This is a genomic window from Acinetobacter gandensis (assembly GCF_001678755.1).
GTDB classification, from domain to species: Bacteria; Pseudomonadota; Gammaproteobacteria; order Pseudomonadales; family Moraxellaceae; genus Acinetobacter; species Acinetobacter gandensis.
In genome coordinates, this window is record NZ_LZDS01000007.1 from 34,628 (window position 1) to 53,469 (window position 18,842).

The 18,842-nt window shown below is 38.3% G+C and carries 14 protein-coding genes; 8 read left to right on the top strand and 6 right to left on the bottom strand.

The window, feature by feature from the left end; all coding sequences use genetic code 11:
- Positions 1–45: 45 nt before the first annotated feature.
- From gatC to A9J31_RS04145, 4 genes are all read left to right on the top strand, one after another.
- Positions 46–360, top strand: coding sequence for an Asp-tRNA(Asn)/Glu-tRNA(Gln) amidotransferase subunit GatC (gene gatC, locus A9J31_RS04130; protein ID WP_067762698.1), 315 nt, complete (start codon positions 46–48; stop codon positions 358–360).
- A gap of 52 nt (positions 361–412) precedes the next feature.
- A complete protein-coding gene (gatA, locus tag A9J31_RS04135; protein WP_067762712.1) occupies positions 413–1,891 on the top strand; it encodes an Asp-tRNA(Asn)/Glu-tRNA(Gln) amidotransferase subunit GatA in 1,479 nt (492 codons plus the stop codon).
- Positions 1,891–3,366, top strand: a complete 1,476-nt coding sequence (gene gatB, locus A9J31_RS04140; RefSeq protein WP_067762699.1) for an Asp-tRNA(Asn)/Glu-tRNA(Gln) amidotransferase subunit GatB — start codon at positions 1,891–1,893, stop codon at positions 3,364–3,366. The genes gatA and gatB overlap by 1 nt, the downstream gene beginning before the upstream one ends.
- Before the next feature lie 72 nt (positions 3,367–3,438).
- Positions 3,439–4,482, top strand: coding sequence for a hypothetical protein (locus A9J31_RS04145; RefSeq protein ID WP_067762700.1), 1,044 nt, complete (start codon positions 3,439–3,441; stop codon positions 4,480–4,482).
- Positions 4,483–4,850: 368 nt separating this feature from the next.
- On the opposite strand, the gene A9J31_RS04150 is transcribed toward A9J31_RS04145, so the two are convergent.
- On the bottom strand, positions 4,851–5,243 hold the full coding sequence (locus A9J31_RS04150) for a lysozyme inhibitor LprI family protein (RefSeq protein WP_067762701.1): 393 nt from the start codon (positions 5,241–5,243) through the stop codon (positions 4,851–4,853).
- A 236-nt stretch (positions 5,244–5,479) separates the two neighbouring features.
- On the opposite strand from A9J31_RS04150, the gene A9J31_RS04155 reads away from it, so the two are divergent.
- Complete coding sequence (locus A9J31_RS04155) at positions 5,480–6,382, top strand: NADP-dependent oxidoreductase (RefSeq protein WP_067762702.1); 903 nt, start codon at positions 5,480–5,482, stop codon at positions 6,380–6,382.
- A gap of 92 nt (positions 6,383–6,474) precedes the next feature.
- On the opposite strand, the gene A9J31_RS04160 is transcribed toward A9J31_RS04155, so the two are convergent.
- The 5 genes from A9J31_RS04160 to sbmA all read right to left on the bottom strand — a co-directional run bounded on the left by A9J31_RS04160 (position 6,475) and on the right by sbmA (position 16,416).
- Entirely contained in the window at positions 6,475–6,918 is a 444-nt protein-coding gene (locus A9J31_RS04160; protein WP_171256661.1) for a hypothetical protein, read from the bottom strand.
- A gap of 150 nt (positions 6,919–7,068) precedes the next feature.
- On the bottom strand, positions 7,069–7,914 hold the full coding sequence (locus tag A9J31_RS04165; protein WP_067762704.1) for a hypothetical protein: 846 nt from the start codon (positions 7,912–7,914) through the stop codon (positions 7,069–7,071).
- Between the two features lie 94 nt (positions 7,915–8,008).
- Positions 8,009–8,980 (bottom strand): hypothetical protein, encoded by a 972-nt coding sequence (locus A9J31_RS04170; RefSeq protein WP_171256658.1) that lies wholly within the window; start codon positions 8,978–8,980, stop codon positions 8,009–8,011.
- Positions 8,981–9,230: 250 nt separating this feature from the next.
- Positions 9,231–14,582 carry a GA-like domain-containing protein gene (locus tag A9J31_RS04175; RefSeq protein ID WP_067762706.1) on the bottom strand — a complete coding sequence of 1,784 codons (5,352 nt, stop codon included), beginning with the start codon at positions 14,580–14,582 and terminating at the stop codon, positions 9,231–9,233.
- Between the two features lie 634 nt (positions 14,583–15,216).
- The gene (gene sbmA, locus A9J31_RS04180) at positions 15,217–16,416 is read right to left on the bottom strand and encodes a peptide antibiotic transporter SbmA (protein WP_067762707.1); all 1,200 of its coding nucleotides are present in this window, start codon (positions 16,414–16,416) and stop codon (positions 15,217–15,219) included.
- A gap of 515 nt (positions 16,417–16,931) precedes the next feature.
- Between sbmA and A9J31_RS04185 the strand changes: the two genes are divergently transcribed.
- The 3 genes from A9J31_RS04185 to A9J31_RS15280 form a co-directional block, all read left to right on the top strand.
- Positions 16,932–17,126, top strand: coding sequence for a hypothetical protein (locus tag A9J31_RS04185; protein ID WP_067762708.1), 195 nt, complete (start codon positions 16,932–16,934; stop codon positions 17,124–17,126).
- 204 nt (positions 17,127–17,330) lie between these two features.
- The gene (locus tag A9J31_RS04190) at positions 17,331–17,762 is read left to right on the top strand and encodes an HD domain-containing protein (RefSeq protein ID WP_067762709.1); all 432 of its coding nucleotides are present in this window, start codon (positions 17,331–17,333) and stop codon (positions 17,760–17,762) included.
- An 884-nt stretch (positions 17,763–18,646) separates the two neighbouring features.
- The coding region (locus tag A9J31_RS15280) for a transposase (RefSeq protein WP_171256659.1) at positions 18,647–18,842 on the top strand (196 nt) is incomplete at its 3' end.

The window sequence follows — 18,842 nt, forward strand, 5'->3', positions numbered from 1 at the left end:
AAGCCACTATATTTTGATTTTTTTTAATACTGATTAGGTAATGTTATGTCTACATCGGATGCACAGCATTCTGCAGATCTAAATGCACAAACAGTTTCAGGGATTGCACATCTCGCACGTTTATCGCTGAATGAGACGCAATCTGCTGAATATGCTCAAAGTTTAAATAAAATTTTAGGCATGATGGAAACCCTGAAAGGCATCAATACCGACGGTGTTGAACCGCTCAAAAGCCCATTCGACAATCCACAGCCTTTACGTGAAGACCGCGTATCTGAAAGCAATCATCGTGAAGAATATCAAGCAGTTGCTCCTGCAACTCAGGACGGCTTATACCTTGTTCCTCGTGTGATTGAATAATTTTCATTCAGATAACCCATTTATTCAAATTAAACGTAAAGAAATATTTCTTATGACTGATTTACATCGCTTATCCATTCGTGAGCTGTCTGAAGGTTTGGCTAGTGCTAAATTTTCTTCACGCGAATTGACTGAACACTATTTAAAACGCATTGAAAAAATCGATGCACAAGTAAAATCGTATGTGACCGTCACTGCAGAACAAGCACTTGCACAAGCTGATGCGGCTGACGCGGCACTAAAAGCCGGTAATGCAACTGCATTAACGGGTGTGCCGATTGCACATAAAGACATTTTTTGTACCCAAGGTATTAAGACCACTGCTGGTTCTAAAATACTGGACAATTTTATCTCTCCTTACGACGCGACCGTTGTAGCGAAAGGTAAAGCTGCGGGCCTTGTCACTTTAGGTAAAGTGAACATGGACGAATTCGCCATGGGTTCAACCTCTGAAAACTCATATTACGGCGCAACAGCAAACCCATGGAATTTAAGCCATGTACCGGGTGGCTCATCTGGTGGTTCTGCTGCTGCCGTTGCCGCTGACCTTGCCCCATTTGCAACAGGTACAGATACAGGCGGTTCGATTCGTCAGCCTGCGTCATTCTGCGGCTTGACTGGCCTTAAACCGACTTATGGTCGTGTATCTCGCTTCGGTATGATCGCGTATGCATCATCACTGGATCAAGGTGGCCCAATGGCGCGCTCGGCTGAAGACTGCGCTTACCTCATGAATGTGATGGCAGGTCATGATGCGAAAGATTCAACTTCAGTTGAAAAAGACGTCGACAACTACGTTGCTAACTTAAATGATACTTCGGTAAAAGGTTTACGTATTGGTATTCCTAAACAGTACTTTAATGTTGCTGGTTTAGATGCAGACGTAAAAGCACGCGTTGAAGAATCACTGAAAAAGTTAGAAGAAATGGGCGCGACATTGGTTGAGATTGATCTCACCATGACGGATGCTTATGTTCCGACGTATTATCTGATCGCGCCTGCTGAAGCATCGTCTAACTTACAACGTTTTGATGGCGTGCGTTATGGCTACCGCTGTGAAAACCCTGTGGACTTAATGGACTTGTACAAACGTTCACGTTCAGAAGGTTTTGGTAAAGAAGTTCAGCAACGTATTTTGATTGGCACTTATGCGTTGTCTGCCGGTTATTACGATGCGTACTATGTGAAAGCACAAAAAGTACGTCGTCTCATTCAACAGGATTTCTTAAAAGCATTTGAGTCTGTAGATGTGATTGCTGCCCCTGCTGCACCGACAACTGCTTATAAGATTGGAGCAAACCTTTCTCCAGTTGAAATGTACTTGGGTGACATCTACACCATCGCGGTGAACCTTGCGGGCTTACCTGCAATTAACGCGCCTGTTGGTTTTGACAAAGACAACTTACCTGTTGGCTTACAGCTGATTGGTAACTACTGGTCAGAATCGCAATTGTTGTCTGTGGTACATCAGTATCAACAAGCAACCGATTGGCATACAAAACGCGCTGCAATTGCTGAGGAGAATGCATAATGGCTCAAGCTCAAAAGAAACCAAAATCTAACCTGATTGATGGTTGGGAAGTGGTGATTGGTATTGAGATTCACACTCAGCTTGCTACCAATACCAAAATTTTCTCAGGTTCATCGACTGTGTTTGGTCAAGACCCAAATACACAAGCGAGCCTTGTAGATTTAGCAATGCCGGGCGTATTACCTGTATTGAACAAAGAAGTGGTTGATCTTGCGATTCGCTTTGGTTTAGGTATCGATGCATATATCGACCAAGCGTCTGTGTTTGCACGTAAAAACTACTTCTACCCTGACTCTCCAAAAGGCTACCAAATTAGCCAAATGGACAACCCGATTGTGGGCTTGGGTCATATCGACATTCAACTTGAAGATGGTACGGTGAAACGCATTGGCGTAACTCGTGCGCACCTTGAGGAAGATGCAGGTAAATCAATCCATGACCAATTTGAAGGCATGTCAGGTATCGATTTAAACCGTGCAGGCACACCACTGCTTGAAATCGTATCTGAGCCGGATATGCGTTCGGTTGAAGAAGCTGTTGCTTATATTAAAGCGATTCACACGTTAGTGCGTTGGTTAGGTATTTCTGACGGTAACATGGCGGAAGGTTCGTTCCGTGCGGACTGTAACGTGTCACTGCGTCGTCCTGGTCAACCGTTTGGTACGCGTTGTGAGCTTAAAAACCTCAACTCATTCCGTTTCATTGAGCAAGCGATCAATGTTGAAATTGAACGCCAAATGGAAATCTTGGATTGGGACGGTACAATCGACCAAGAAACTCGTTTGTTTGACCCTGTGAAGATGGAAACGCGTTCTATGCGTTCGAAAGAAGAAGCGAACGATTATCGCTACTTCCCAGATCCTGACCTGTTGCCTGTGATCATTGCAGATGAGCAAATTGAAGCGGCACGTGCTGCCCTTCCAGAGCTTCCTGCTGCACGTCGTGCACGCTTTGTAGCGGACTTTGGTGTAACTGAGTACGATGCTCACGTACTGACACTGACTCGTGAAATGTCAGAGTTTTACGAAGATGTGGTGAAAGCTGCTGGTGGCGCTGCGCAAGGTAAGATTGCGGCAAACTGGGTGATGGGTGAATTCTCAGGTGCTTTAAACAAAGCTGGCCTAGACCTTGCTGATTCTCCTGTGTCGAGTGAGAAATTGGGTGGCATGATTGCACGTATTGTCGATAACACCATCAGCGGTAAGATCGCGAAACAGGTGTTCGGCTTTATGTGGGAAGAAGGCAAAACTGCGGACGAAATTATTGCTGAGAAAGGCTTGAAACAGGAAACTGATACAGGCGCAATTGAAGCAATTATTAAGGAAGTTCTTGCTGCCAACGAGAAGATGGTTGAAGAGTATAAATCTGGTAAAGAGAAAGCTTTTAACGGTCTAGTTGGTCAGGTGATGAAAGCATCACGTGGTAAGGCTAACCCTGCACAAGTGAATGAATTAATGAAGAAATTAATTGGTTAATTTATTCGCTAATTATTTGATTTCATGTTATAAAAACCTCGCTTAATGCGGGGTTTTTTTATGGGAGAAAGTATGGAAATTAAAATTTACTTTAATAGAACTAGTGCACCCCCGCTATTAGAAAACTTTTCAGGTTATCTCATTTTACTCTCTCCCTCTAATTGGGATGATTTTGGATACAAAACAACGTTTAATATCCATATTTGTGACTATTCTAAGAACCCTTGTATAAAGAAAAGTTTTGGTATAATTAAAATTGGTCAACTTGCGCAATCACCAACAAATAGTATTTTTGAAACAGAATATTTTAAATACTATTTTGATTTACCTATCCCACAACGCTTTCTAAACACACTACCAAATAATTTATTTTCTTTGCCAGAATACGAACACTTTTATTTCGATCTAGAAAATTATTTCTCGGAGGACTTAACTTTACTTAGTTCCTTTTACGAAAAAATTAGAGATATTGTTAAAAATAACTTACAGCATCAGATTCTAACTGAAAACTTTTTTATTAAATCCTTTAAAAGGACGATGTGTTTTACTACTCAACAAGAGTTTCAATGGTTATATGAAAAAACCAAATCTATAGATATTTTTGAAAAAAATATATTGAAAGCTAAGCAAATTCTTAACCATAATTATCCTGCTGATTTAGAAGAAGATATTAATATAATGCTACATGGTTTTCTTATTGCTACATTAGAGAATTATCTTGAAACAACGTTCATTACAACTGTACTTTCATCAGATAGCTTTATCCTCAAGCAAGCTTTAAACGATGGCTCAACCAAAGATTTAACATTCAAAATTCAAGAATTAAATAATTGGAAAAATACTCTTAGAAAAAAAGTAGAAGACTCTCTTAAAACAAAATCATTCCATAATGTTCAAACTGTTATTCCTATGTTTAAGACAACATTAAACTGTGATATTCCCAAAACTACTTGGCTAGTGCCAGCCGTTGAGAAAAGACATGATTGTGCTCATAGAGCTGGGTATACTAAAGAACAGAAGAAAATACGAATCTCAAAAGAAGATATCGATACCCTTATTACAAATATCAGCGAGTTCGTTAGGAAAATACAACTTCAAATTCTAAAAATAGATTAAATGTTCTCTCTCCTTTTAAGAAAGAATTATTAATTTATTTTCATAACTTTATTTATAGAATCAATCCAAACACTTCATATCTAAAACAACATGACTATCAAAAAAGCATCCTCCCTCACCAAACTCGAAGACTTGGGACGTATCCAACTTTCAAAGTCTTTCTTTATGCGTGACTTCTACCCTCACCCCCTTGCGCAACAGTGTCGCTCATCCCAAAGGGAGAAGGAGAAATCATTACCAATTAAATACTTTTATAAAATTAATATTGGAAGTTCCCTCTCCTTCTAGGAGAGGGCTAGGGAGAGGTTTTAGAAAATTATTAATGTGAGCGAGTTTTAAATTCCTATCCCGCAAAGGAGAGCTAATCATTAATACTTTAAAAAATTCTCCAACTCATTCGCCCTTTCCGTTGTCATATCCATGAAACAGCCCGCACTCGTTACACGTACAATTGAACCGCCATTCGGATCATAATAAAAGTTACAGTTCGCATCCCTATACTTCATCCATAAACGCTGTGTATTTTGCAGTTCTTTTTTACGTGTTGCGCTTAAGGTGTTCATCAAATTTTTATAAGCCTTATTCAAGCGCACATCTTGCCGTTTTGTTTCTGCTGCTGTGCACTCCACCATGCTTGCAGTTACACCGCCAGCTTTGTCCATACACGCTGTAAATTGCTTACTCAACGAACGATCATCTGCCTGTGCCATTTGTATAAAACCCAAAACAACCATCAGCGCGCATATAAATTGCTTAATCATAACTTTCCCTTTATAAATTTATAGATACAAATGTCTTTACTAGGAAGACCATTTTTATTTTTCCATTCATTTCCACACTAAAATAAAATAACAAAAACAGTGCGCATATCCATACTAATTTTAAGCACTGTTCTATTTATAGAAAAATCTAATGCAAATTTCGCTCTGTAATCCATAAACACCGCCTGCCTATAATTCAACCAAGATTTAAAAAACTAAATGTAATAGGCACAAAAATGAAATCAACCATCTTAGCAGCACACCAATACGGCCAACCTGAAGTCCTCGAATTTGCACAATACGAACTCCCACCATTAGCCGCAGGCATGGCGCGCATTCAGGTTAAAGCCTCTGGTATAAACCCCATTGACGCACGTCGCATGACAGGTGAATTTAAACATGCAGCCCTACCGCAAACCTTTGGTACAGAATATGCAGGTATCATTGCAGAAGTTGACGGCTCTCAAAATGAATGGACTGTTGGCGATGAAGTGCTCGGTTCAGGCGGTGCCTTTACCCATGCAACCGTGATTGATGTACCACTAGCAAATTTGATCCGCAAGCCGAAAAATATCGATTGGCCTATTGCTGGAACAATTGCAGGCGCAGCACAAACAGCCATGACCATTTTAGATGAAACGGGCCCTGCTCAATCTTTACTGGTACATGGCGGCTCAGGCGGAGTCGGTTCAATTGTGGTACAGCTCGCAGTAGAAAAAGGCATTGAGGTTGTCGCAACGGCATCAGCAGCCAATCAAGACTATATTCGCAAATTAGGTGCGATAGCTGTCACTTATGGAGAAGGTTTAGTTGAACGTCTAAAAGCAGTGCATCCAACACCTTTTGATGTCTCTATTGATATGATCGGCTCGGAAGAAGCAACTCAAACCTCTCTTGCTGTGGTCAAAGTTGGCGGATTTATGGGAAGTATTGCTGGTAGAAAATTATCTTCCAATAAAATTCAGCCAGTATGGGTTAAACGTAACACTAAAAACTTACAACATGTCGTTGATGGTATTGCTGACGGCCGTTTCACTTGGACAGTCAGCCGTGAATATGCATTTAAGGATGCGCAGCAAGCCTATAGTGATATTTTAGAAGGTCATACCAAAGGTAAAAGTGTACTGGTTTTTGAATAATTATTAGCTAATCCATAATGTAAATGAGCGCTAAACAGCGCTCATTTACATCATTATTTAACTTAAAAATATGTATTTCAAATTTAAAAACCTTATCGAGTAATACCCAATTTATTCCAAATTTCTGGGGTTAAAAATTTAGTCACCAATTTATTCAAATCGACATAACGCAGTACGCCTTGTAATTGTTGTTTAATTTCAGGCGTCTTTAAAATTTCATCCCCTGTGATACTACCAAGCTCTTGAAAACTATCACCCACAGCCTGTAGACCATCAGCTTTAATCACGGCCTGCGTTTGTGTAGAACATTGCTCCACCAAAATTCGCTGCATCACTTGCGCTAAATTTTTATCGAGTTGCGTTTTTTGCGCATCACTGACATTACTGTATTGTTTTAAATCTGGATGCGCTGCCAAGGCAGAAAAGGTCCATTGCAAAACCGTGGTTTTATCTGCGGCAGTGGTCGATTTCAATAAACATTGACTAAGCTGATCGACAGTAGGACTCGCCAAACTCACCTGAGTTGACCCGAGCATGATGAGCGTCAATAAAGCTAAACCTGCAGGTCGTGAAAAACGTAGATGTAATTTTTTAGATAAACCGTAAGCCATAGACCAAACTCCCAAAACTTGAGTCACCTTTGTATCATGAAGTGCTGTATTTGCTGTTTGGTCTATGTAACTCAACTATTCATTTTTGCTAGTCGGTGCATAGATGAGAGGATGAATTGTTGGCCTTCTATTCCAATACCAGTAAAAATATCCATGGGTATCGAGCAAACTATGGGTGGTCAATGTCGATTTATTGCTATCACCTCGCCAACATGCAAGTGCTGCATTACGGTTATTATGTAGGTCAATAAACTCAGGATTCGAATATTTGGGTTTCGCAGGAATGTATAAAGCATCTCCCGGATTGACCCATAAATCTGCCAAGTAAATCTTGCCAAGATTTGGGAAAAAACGCCCAACGGAGATGACCAGTGGCATTTGATCTTGATCTGTCGCGCAAAAAATATGCGGAAAGTCGTGATGTTCTAAATCAGTAGCCACAAAAGGAAATAAGGTTTTTCCACTACAGTCAGGCTTACCGCCATCTAGATAGGCAAAACAATGACCTGCCATTATGCCGTATTCATAATGAATTTCTGACAGTCGTTTTTGATTTGAATGAATCTGAATCGCTTCACCTGCCTGAACTAAGGTGATACCGAAAGCTGCCGCGGTTTCTTTGCTTGCCACCAATGGCATAAACTCGAAGTGCCGCCCTTCAAATTCAAGCTCCGTTTGCTCCCCCCAATTGGTAATTTTAGTCGAAATCTCGGAAGGTACATCGTAGGGATTTCCCATCGTCATTTTCGCATTGGTGGCTGACTCTGTAATTAAATGAATCCCCGCCCCAAGTGACGCTAGATATATTGGATGCCCTCGATCATTCAAAAAGAAAGGTGTTTGCTCGATATTGACTGTAATCTCTGTCAATTCTCGGTCAAATAATGGTGCATTAAAATAAGTTTCATTTACTGAACTCATGGTTTTTCCTTATTATTTTTAAAACTTTATCTGAGTACATCATTGGATCAGGATAAAAGCTTATTTCCCCAAATGGCTTTTATCCTGTTGACGTTTATTTCATACGATTCAACATATTTTTTGCCCCTGCATGGTTATAGTTGGTCGCTAAGTTTTGTAGGATGCCTTTTGCTCTTGCATTGGCGTTTGGATAACTTTTGCTATAAGCAGGCACTGATGTTAAGCATTTTGCAACGAGCATGCCTGATTCAGCATAGGCTCTATTGGCATTTGCACCATTTAATTTGCCATAGCTATAAGCGCGCTGTGCATTATTACAAGCGGTGACTTGGTTTTTACCCGCATTTAAGTCACGTCGTGCATTCACATACAGGCGCATTTGTATCTGCTGCGATGTTTCTGCAACTGGCTTCGCCGCTGGTTTATTTTCAGGCTCTTTGGCTTTAGCTTCTTTTTTAGTCTCTACTTCTTTTTTTGCTTCATCTTTCGCATTGCTTTTTGTTGTCGTTGCCTTTGCTTTGCTTGATGTTACTTTTTTAGCTACGTTTTCTTCTTGTTTATTATAATTTTTGCGACGTTCATCGGGTCCAATGATTGCTGTATACAAACTGACTAAGCGGGTTTCAGAACGGTCATTTGATTTACGCTCTGAAACGGGTTCAATAGCAACCATCCAGCGCTGTCCATCTGCCTGACTACACTGAAATACACCTGTACCCTGTTTTATGCTGCTATAGGTCGCTAATAATTTACGACTCCATACATTTTTGACTTGGCTCAAATTGCTTTTATTCAGTTGAATAAATTTGCCATTTTTGGCTTGGCAGTAGCTGCTCATATTTTGCTTGGGTATCAGCGATTCTGCTTTAACATTTTTCTTTTGTGGCCCCCAATCATAGACGTATTCTTTCGCCTTTCCATTTGCGCTATTTAGCCCTTTTTGATTGATCACTTCTTGTGGTGAAGCATAATGATTAAATGAATTTGGGTTTAAACTCTGCATGGTTGTACAACCATGTAATGCAAATCCAATACTCCCCACCCATAACATTGCCTTTAAATTCACAGCAAAAATCTCAAAAATTTCACCTCTAAAAAATAGCGTAATTTAATGCCTTTCACAATTTTATAACCTTGATTTTATTTATTATTTTTATAAATTTAATCACTAAAATCGCATGCATTTGAGATGTATACACATTTTATTCATTTTAATTTGATGAGTTTCACATTTTATTTGGATCTAGCGGTGTTTATGAAGAAAATAAAAAAGAACCTCCGAGGAGGCTCTTTTTTATTGCTTAAATTCTATTTAATTAGAATAAAAGCTGGTTATTATCTAACAATTCTTGAAGTGTGGTATTTACATTTTTCAATGTAAGCAACTCAGTTTCAGTATATGTCGAATCAGTAGCACTACCATCACGATCAATACTAATCACAGTATCATTACCAGATGTATTAACTTTAATATAATTACCAATATAATCACTGTCAGTAGCTAAATTACTTAATCCATCTTGCAATAGAGCATTTACATCAATTCTATCATCCTCTGTTACACTGAAATTACTCCAAGTATCGTGACCATTTCCACCAGTATTATCATCAGATAATAAATTGAAGATGACAGTATCTGCTACGCCTACATGGCTTGAATAACTATCATCATAACGGCTACCTGTAATTGAAGCGCCTATTCCAATATTCAGGTTCGCAGTATCAGATAAACCGCTCACATCATTTACAGTATAAGTAAAACTCTCTGTTTGACCAATACTGTTGCCATCTTGCGTTGTGTAAGTGTATTTACCACTTGCTTCAATATTTAATATTCCATAAGTACCAGTAATATTTACAGAATCCTGATTCTGCAGCAAAACATCATTCTGATAGATATGTCCATTTTCAAAGCGATATGTCTCTGCTCCTTGTTGAATGGTGAAAGTCGCTACATTAGAAACAATATCTTCTTCCAGTAAATTACCCTCTTCACTATATATACCCTCTATAGTTGTAAAGTCATTTAACGAAGTTTCAATCACTGAAAGTGTCGTATCAACTGTAAACTCACCATTATTTGCAGGCGTTGCCCCGAACGCGCCTGTATTAGTGGTTATATTTTCCACATTAACATTAAGGATATATTCGCCCGCAATTAAATCGTTAAGTGGAATACTTACCGTATAATAGCCATCCACTACTTGGGTACTGTCAGTTAAAGTTAATATACCGGTTGTCACTTCACCACTTTGACCGATAATTGTGTAGGTCGCAGTAACCTCGCCCCAATCCTCAGTTACAGAAGTATTCAATACTGTACCTAGTAATTCAGCCGTAATAGTTAATGTTCCATTAGCTACAGTATTTTCTGTAATGTTAAAGCTTTCTGAAAGTGTATAAGTATTTGTCCAAGTTGTATTAGTAACCACTGACCCTGTAATCGGTCCATTAGTTCCTGTAGCCTGAGCATCGACAACTTGTACTTTTGGTAATAACTCACTGACACTATTTGTTTGCGCGATCTTAACCGTTGCATCGTCATCAACTGCATCTACAGTAATCACACCATCGGCTTGAAGATCATTTTCATCCCAATCAATAGTTGATCCTTCAGCATCAGTACGGATATTGAGATAAGCTTGTGAAGTATTACCAGCTGCATCAGCTACTGTATAAGTGAATGTATCAACTTTACCCACATCATTAATATTCCCATTACTTACATAGCGATAAGAACCATCAGCTTGCATATACAAAATACCGTAATTACCAGATATCGCGGTTTCTGTATTATCTGTAGCAATTGGTGTATTCACAGCATGTGTAGTTTCAGCAGAAATGACTTGTGTCACTGTCAGACCTTCACCAATATCTGCTACATCTGAATCTGCTCCACTCACTAACACATTACCTACTGCATCTGCTGTTGAGTACTGAGTTGATGTTTCTATACTGATATTCACACCACTAAGAAGCCCTACATCAGCAATTGCTCTTAATAATTGACTTAGAGCTCCATCTCCTGACGGACTCGAGAAAGCAATCGTATAATTGCCTTCTGGTATATCAGTAAATTCAATATTTTCTGCTGTCATTACCGTGGTCAATAATGCTGGTGTTAACTGAAGAGCATTTTCAACTGTTGTAACAATCTCACCTGTATCAAGATTCACCAACATCAAATCAGCAGAAAGAGTTTGACCAAATAATGCCCCTATTGAGTCAACTAATGCTCTAAGATCTAAACCTGTTGTACCATTTACATCTATCGAAACATCTTGAGTGGTATCAGGAGCAACAGTAAAATTAAAGCCACCTGCACTTAAGTCAATCTCTGCTAATCCTGATAATACATTTGCACCAGCTAGTCCAAAAATAAAACCACTGTCGGTCAGATTATTTTCGATAACCGTGTCGAGTACATTCACATTATTTAAATCGTCATTGGCAAATAGAACTGCCTCAACAACTAAACTGTCTGTAATTGTGCTTTCATTGCCTGCTGCATCAATAGCTTGCACAGTAACGTTATAACTACCATCAGCTAACTCTGGAAGCTGGCCATCGGCAAGTGTCCATGTACCATCACCATTATTCACTGCGGTATAATTAATACTATCCACAGTCACAACAACTGTTGCTGTCGGATCATCAATTGTACCTTGTAAAGTTGGCGTACTATCACCCGTTGTATTTGTCACAAGAGTTGTTATTGGTGCTTGGGCATCAATGCTTGTACTTGCGGCTTGAGAAGGGTTACCAGCAGCATCAATTGCTATAACATTAAGTACTGCCCCATCTGTTAAGCCTGGATTTGTGATTGACCACAAACCATCAGCTCTTACGACTGTTCTGCCAATTTCATTGTTATTCTCATCAGTTACAACCACTGTTGAGCCCGCTTCTGCTGTACCTGTAATATCTCCTGTAGCACTTACAGGATTAATCACAGGAGCATCCGGTGCATAATCATCCAAAATATTAATAGTTAAAGTTGCGCTATCAGTCGTTACTCCATCCGCACCTAATATTGTATAAGTAAATACTTCTGATTTTCCGATAGATTCAAAATCACCATTTCCAATATATTCATATGAACCATCAGCGAAAATTGTTAAAACCCCATACTCTCCGTTAATGCTTACACCGCCCGTAGTCACCTCTTGCGGTGCACCGTCTCCAAATTGAATATGAGTAACTGTTGCTAGCTCAGGATTTTCATCATTGGTTAAAACATTATTATCGACAGAGTAATTTTCAAATGTCGTTGAAGTCACTTGGGTAGTAATGCTAGTTTCCTGCAATAAAGTCAGGGTATTTGAAAGTAGTGCGGTTGCTGCTGCATCAACAATCGTATCTAACAAACCGGTTACACTGAAGCCAAGTAAAGAAATTGCATCAGTATTACTTAATAAACTATCGTTTAATGCGCCAACAAGTTCATCTACAGGTAGGCCATTCACTAATGTAAGTACAGGCGGTAAGATAACCTCTGTGACTAATGCTGCAATAGCACCACCACCTAAAGCATTATTTACAGCATCAAGAACAACTTGTTGATTATCGGCACCTAATAACACGCCTGCATCACCGAGTTCTTGAAGTGAAATACCACCACCATCAGTATCAAGTAGATTAGTTAAGGCACCCGCATCATTACTGACTACAACACGATAAGTACCTGCTGGCAAATCAGATACTGTTGCAGTTAAGGTATTATCTCCTGTAATCCCTAATATTCCCAGCCCAGCTAAATCACCAACTAATTCAGAGTCTTGGGTGACTGCTGAATACACAATATTGCCATTTTCATCTAAAACATCAACACGATACGCATCGGCTACTGCAAGTAATGATGTTTGTGAAATTGAAATTGCAAGGCTATTTGTAGAACCAGAAAGTACCACTTCTGTTCCTGCATCCGCACCGCTAGTTGATTCAAGTAAATTAATCACTTGAACATTCTCATCAACAACAGCTGGCTCGGTTGTTGTGATTTCATTACCCATATCTAGATTTACATTGTCATCTAGAGCAATCTGGACTGCTGGTGCAGTTAATGGGATCAAGTCATCTAGTCGACCTTGTAACCCGTCTTTCTCAGCTTGTACTTCTGCCGGTAAGGTATTTACTGCATTTTGTGCGATGGCTTTTAGTTCGGCAGCTTCATCAATCGCAGCCTGGGCAACTGCCTGCTCTGCTGGTGTGATGAGACCATTACCATCTGTATCCGCATCAGCAATCGCTTGCTCGGCTTCGGCATAAGCTGATTCCGCTGCAGCCACCGCCGCTTCTGCATCCGCGATTAAGCTGTCCGTTGCATCGTCAATCCCATTGCCATCGGTATCGGTGACCGCTGGAACGGTGATGTCCGTTAAGGCATCAATTCGATCTTGCAATGCATCTTTGTCCGCGCTGTCTGGCAAGGCATCCACTGCATTTTGTGCTGCATCTTTAGCATCTTGTGCATCTTTTAAGGCATCTTCTAAAGCAGCTTTTTCTTCAGGTGTGATTAAGCCATCTGTATTGGCATCAGTGAGTGCATCTTCTGCTGCTTGATACGCATCTTCTGCTGCTTCAACCAGATCTGTGGCTAAATCAACTGGATTTTCTGTGCTGTCATCGACTCCATTTTCATTGGCATCGTTGACCGCTGGAATGGTGATATCCGTCAACGCATCCAAACGATCTTGGAAGCCATCTTTGGCATCTTGCACTGCTGCAGGTGCCGATGGTAAGGCATCTACCGCATCTTGCGCTGCGTCTTTGGCGTCTTGTGCCGCTTTGAGTGCTTCTTCAAGTGCAGCTTTTTCGGTTGGGGTGATTAAGCCGTTTGCATTGGCTTCTTCTAATGCATCTTCTGCGGCTTGGTAGGCATCTTCTGCGGCTTTTACTGCCGCTTCAGCATTGGCAATTTGTGCATCCACCGCATCATCAATGCCATTGCCATCGGTATCTGTCACCGCTGGAATCACAATATCCGTTAAGTTATCTAAACGGTCTTGTAGGCCGTCTTTGTCTGTACCATCTTTTAAAGCATCAACAGCTTTTTGAGCAGTATCTTCTGCAGCTTTAGCATCAGCAAGTGCTTGCTCAAGTTTTGCCTTTTCCTCAGGGGTAATTAATCCATCAGCTTGTGCATCGGTCAAAGCATCCTTTGCGGCTTTGTTCGCATCTTCTGCTGCTTTAACCGCCTTTTCCGCTGCATCAAGCAATTGACTTGAATTATTAGGACTCGATGAACTATCAGAGTCGTTATTTGCCCACCCTAAAATGCCACCTGCAGTTGCAATTGGTATTAACCAAGCCCATAAACCGGCAGTAGTATCTGAATAAAGTAAAGGATTGATCTCTTCTATAGGATTATAATTAATCTCTAAAAAACCGACCGCATTATCCCCTGTTTCTAAAATATATAATTTATTATTATCTTCTAAAACTACATCATTCAAATCTGGATTTTCAGAAAAATAATTTTCAATAACAAGCTGTTGACCATCTTTGGTTTTTATAATAAGGGAATTACCGACACGTTCCGCACTTTGTATATTTTCTCTCGTGGTATGAATAACAACGACTGAAGCCTCATTTAAAGTTACTTGATTGGTTTGTACATTTTCAAGAACATTATGATGCTCTTTAGATACGACTTGTACCTGCAACATGGGATTTCTCCTATCGGGCTTATTTATAGTTAATAGTTCTAATAAAGTTTTAGTAACTTCTAAATTGAAGTTATTTCCGATTACATGTTTTTACCTAGCTGAAAGGCTTTGTTGCATAAATATGTAAGCATCTGATTTAAATAAATTTAATTTTAGATCAAAAAAATAATCAAAACTTTTAAAATCATATAGTTATGAAATCTTTGTGCAACAAAGCCTAGCTGAAATAAAAACACATAGATTTATGTGCAATAGTTCAACAAAGTTACAAGAAAATCACAGTTAGCTTTTATTACACTTCTTTTACGAACAAAAAAGTCATTAAGCAAGAAAAATAATGCATTCAAAAGCACAAGTTTTAAGAGAAATTGTGACTTAGTTCACATTTAGTAGAGCAAATATGCTAATTAAATGTTAAAATAATTATCTGCTAGTCATTTTTTTTATCTATTCATTACTTAAAACAATTAAATCTAATACACTATTTATAAATATTTACTTTTATTTACAGTAATGCTTTTTAAATTATGAAACACTTGTATAGTTATTTTCTAACCTGATGATTTCATAAAACAATTATTATAAACCCATAAAAAAAACCTGCATTTAGCAGGTTAAATTCACAGTTAAGTATTTATTTTTTATTAAGTTGTTCTTCAAATATTTTTAAGCGCTTATAAATAGATAGCAATTCAATGATTGTCGGCCATGAGCTAATTAAATATTGAAATGATTCACGCACTTTCCCGAATACATTTCCAATTTGCATCATTAATCCTAATGTAATAGTGCCAGCTGCAATACTAGGAAATAGAATAAAAGTACCGTATATATTATCCAATTGTAAGTACCAGATACGAACCAAATTAAAATATGCATAGTGAAAATAAAGTCTAAAGTAATTAAATCTAACTTTTGAAAAAAGCGCTTTTAATGTTTGAGGTTGTGCGCGATCTGCATAATCTTCGCCATACACCAACTCTTTGCGATACGCCGCTTCTACTTTCTGATTATTAAATTCGAGTCCTGGTAATTTATAGCCCACAATCATCAGTATGAGCGTACCCACTACTGACCAAGCCACCGCAGCCCACATTAATGCATGCGGAATTTCACCAACTATTGGTAATTCTTTTACATGCGCAGACAGACTAAATAAAACAGGTAAAAAAGCAATTAAAGTCATCACCGCTTCAACTAAACTCACACCTAAACTTTCTGTGGTTTTTGCAAAGCGCATCGTATCTTCTTGAATTCGCTGAGATGCCCCCTCAATATGTCTAAGCTGATCCCAATGCAAGGTATAAAACTCATTCATTGCCGTACGCCAGCGAAATACATAATGACTTACGAAAAATAAGTTCAATACCGCAAACGTGACATAAACCAATGCAATATATAAAAATGTCATTATTCCCATATAAAGATCATTTACATTGCCGCCACCACTACTCAACATCTTTTGAATCAAATCATAAAAAGGGCTATACCAAGCATTAACAACCACACTCATTTGGACACCGAACCAGATATTAAACAATATTAATGCTGTGCCCCAGACTGACCATGGTTGCCATGGATTGCTTGACTTTACTTTCCAGGCCAGTGAAAAAATACAACTAGAGATAAAAAACCAAAGATAGAACCATATAAAGGAAGGTGACCAAAAACGGCTCACACCAATCGGTAATTCGGCTTGATGATAGTTCTCTGGTAAACCTATGATTGTTCCCCATTCACTGCCACCACTATACCAAAGCGCGATATTGATAAAAAACCAAACAATGAAGGACCCAAAAAACCATTTGGGATTTGGAAAAAAAGATTTAAACATCTGCTAAAAGAATTCCTTTATTTTTTTCTTTTCAAACTAACCTGCAATGATAAAGCTTAAAAGTTATATTACATTCAGTTTTATAGATAAATTATGTTCGAAAACACAATCTGATATATCTCATTAAAACTTTACGTAGATTTTTCATTCATTGTGTGCCCAATCAAGTGATCTAATGCAATTTTTAAGCACATAGCTGAATTTAAGCTGAAATTTTAACTTTTATTTCTTCGGAAAAGCGTATTTCAATAAAGAGAACTATTCGAAATACGAATAAAATAATGAACACTAATCTAAGCCGTATCTTTAGCACGAAGTTGCACAAACTCATTTTTTACTAAAAAATAAAATTCATGGGCATAAAAACAATAATTCCGATATAAATACCCAACTAAGTGAAAGAAATATTTATGAAAAAAAATATTTGAGTCATCCTACAATATTTACAAAAATAGTTAATTCACCAATAATATGCTAAGCTCAATTAACAACCAATGCTGATATGGGGAAGTAAAATGGAAAGCACGATTGTAGAACTTTTGCAACCAGTGACTTTAGAAAAAGAAAATTGTAGTCCCCTTGTTTTTGAAACGGGAACTGTACTGAAAGTCGTGATGCAAACTCCTGAAGGCCTATTGGTCAGTAATGATAACAATTTTAACTTTATGATTTCATTGAAAGATAAAAACCAAGTTTGGCGTGAAATTTAATTGATATCTATGCAGCCAGTTATATCACCCCCTACCTACAGTTGATATAACTGGATAAACCCTTCAACACCAAATTTTTTTGATTGTTAATATATCTATCTTAACTATAAACTTCATAAAGCCCCGCTTCTTTCATTTGTTTTGGTTTTTTATTTTTAATAAAAAATATTTTTCCCAATGCTCAATTTTATAGATAGGTTAAATATGTCAAATTTAGACATAGCTATTGACTTGGCTACACAACGTCATGCGGGTCAAAAGGACAAAGCTGGACAAGATTATATTCAACACCCTTTACGTGTGATGAATGCCGTCGATACTCAAGATGCTAAAATTGTGGCCATATTGCATGACATACTTGAAGATACAGAAACGACCGCTCACGAATTAAACTCCTTAGGTTTTGCTACACATATTGTAGACGCGATTCAAGCATTGACGAAACAAGCAGGTGAAACCCGTTTGCAAGCTGCTGAACGCACTGCTCTTAATCCATTAGCAGTAAAAGTCAAACTTGCTGACTTAATGGACAATATGGATGCCTCTCGTTTAACTCAGATAACTGAAAAAGATGTCGATCGCATGGAACAATATAAACTTGTTATCTCTCGATTATTAGCCGCTCAGAATAGCTGATTTAATTAAATACATATTTATATTTCTATCGAGTGAATAATTAATTATTAATATATTTCAATATGTTAAACAAACTAAATTTCTAGATCAATTTAATTAAACTAAAAAACTAGATATCTAACTCTATTAGGCTTTTATATTGTTTACAAATTCTATTTGCAAAATAAGGTTGAATAAATAAATCAAATATCATTTTTCAAGCACCCAATATATTGCATGCTTTTAAATAGATATTCTAGATATTTACTATTGAAACAGTTTCTATTTATCTGTCTATGCACCCTATAAGTAAGACGAACAACAGCTTCACAAACTGAAGTGCCAACTGCTCCCTCCCATTCAGACATGAACGGTATAATGGACATTTCGATATTATTGACCAGCAGTAGTCACAGGTAGAGATAAACCGTTTTCATGAGAGAGGCTATACGACTTCTTATTCTGTTGCGCTTTTCTACATTCTGTATCGGTGGGTTTCATCTGTACTTACCCTATTTAATACTAAAAATAATTGGGTAAATTTTCCCAATAATTACTCACTGAAGACATAAATTGGGGCAAACAGCTTAGGACAGGGTCGGACAATACAGCCAATAAAAAAGCCTTTAAACATTGAGTTTAAAGGCTTTTTTATATTCCGATGGATTACTTCGGAAAGAATTTTGGTGGAGATGGCGGGAGTTGAACTCACTAGAACTCAACCCTATCAATTTCTATCTAATATAAGTTATTGAATTATCTATTATTCAATTACTTGCATATGATAGTTTGTGATAGCCATTAAAAAAAGTGTGGCAAAAAATGTGGCAAAGATTTATTTAGCTTAGAACGGCTTTGTTGCACAAACCTATCTGTAAAGGCTTTTTCAGCGATATAATTTTCAAATGAAGAAGCCTACACACAAAATCTACCGCACAACCAATTGGCCCGCATATAACCGAGCACTCATGAGTCGCGGAAATATTGCCATTTGGTTTGATCCTGCTACGCAATGGTATGCGCCATCAAAAGGCAAACAAGGGCGAAATCAAACCTACTCCGACGCAGCCATCCAATGCTGCTTAATGATTAAATCCTTAT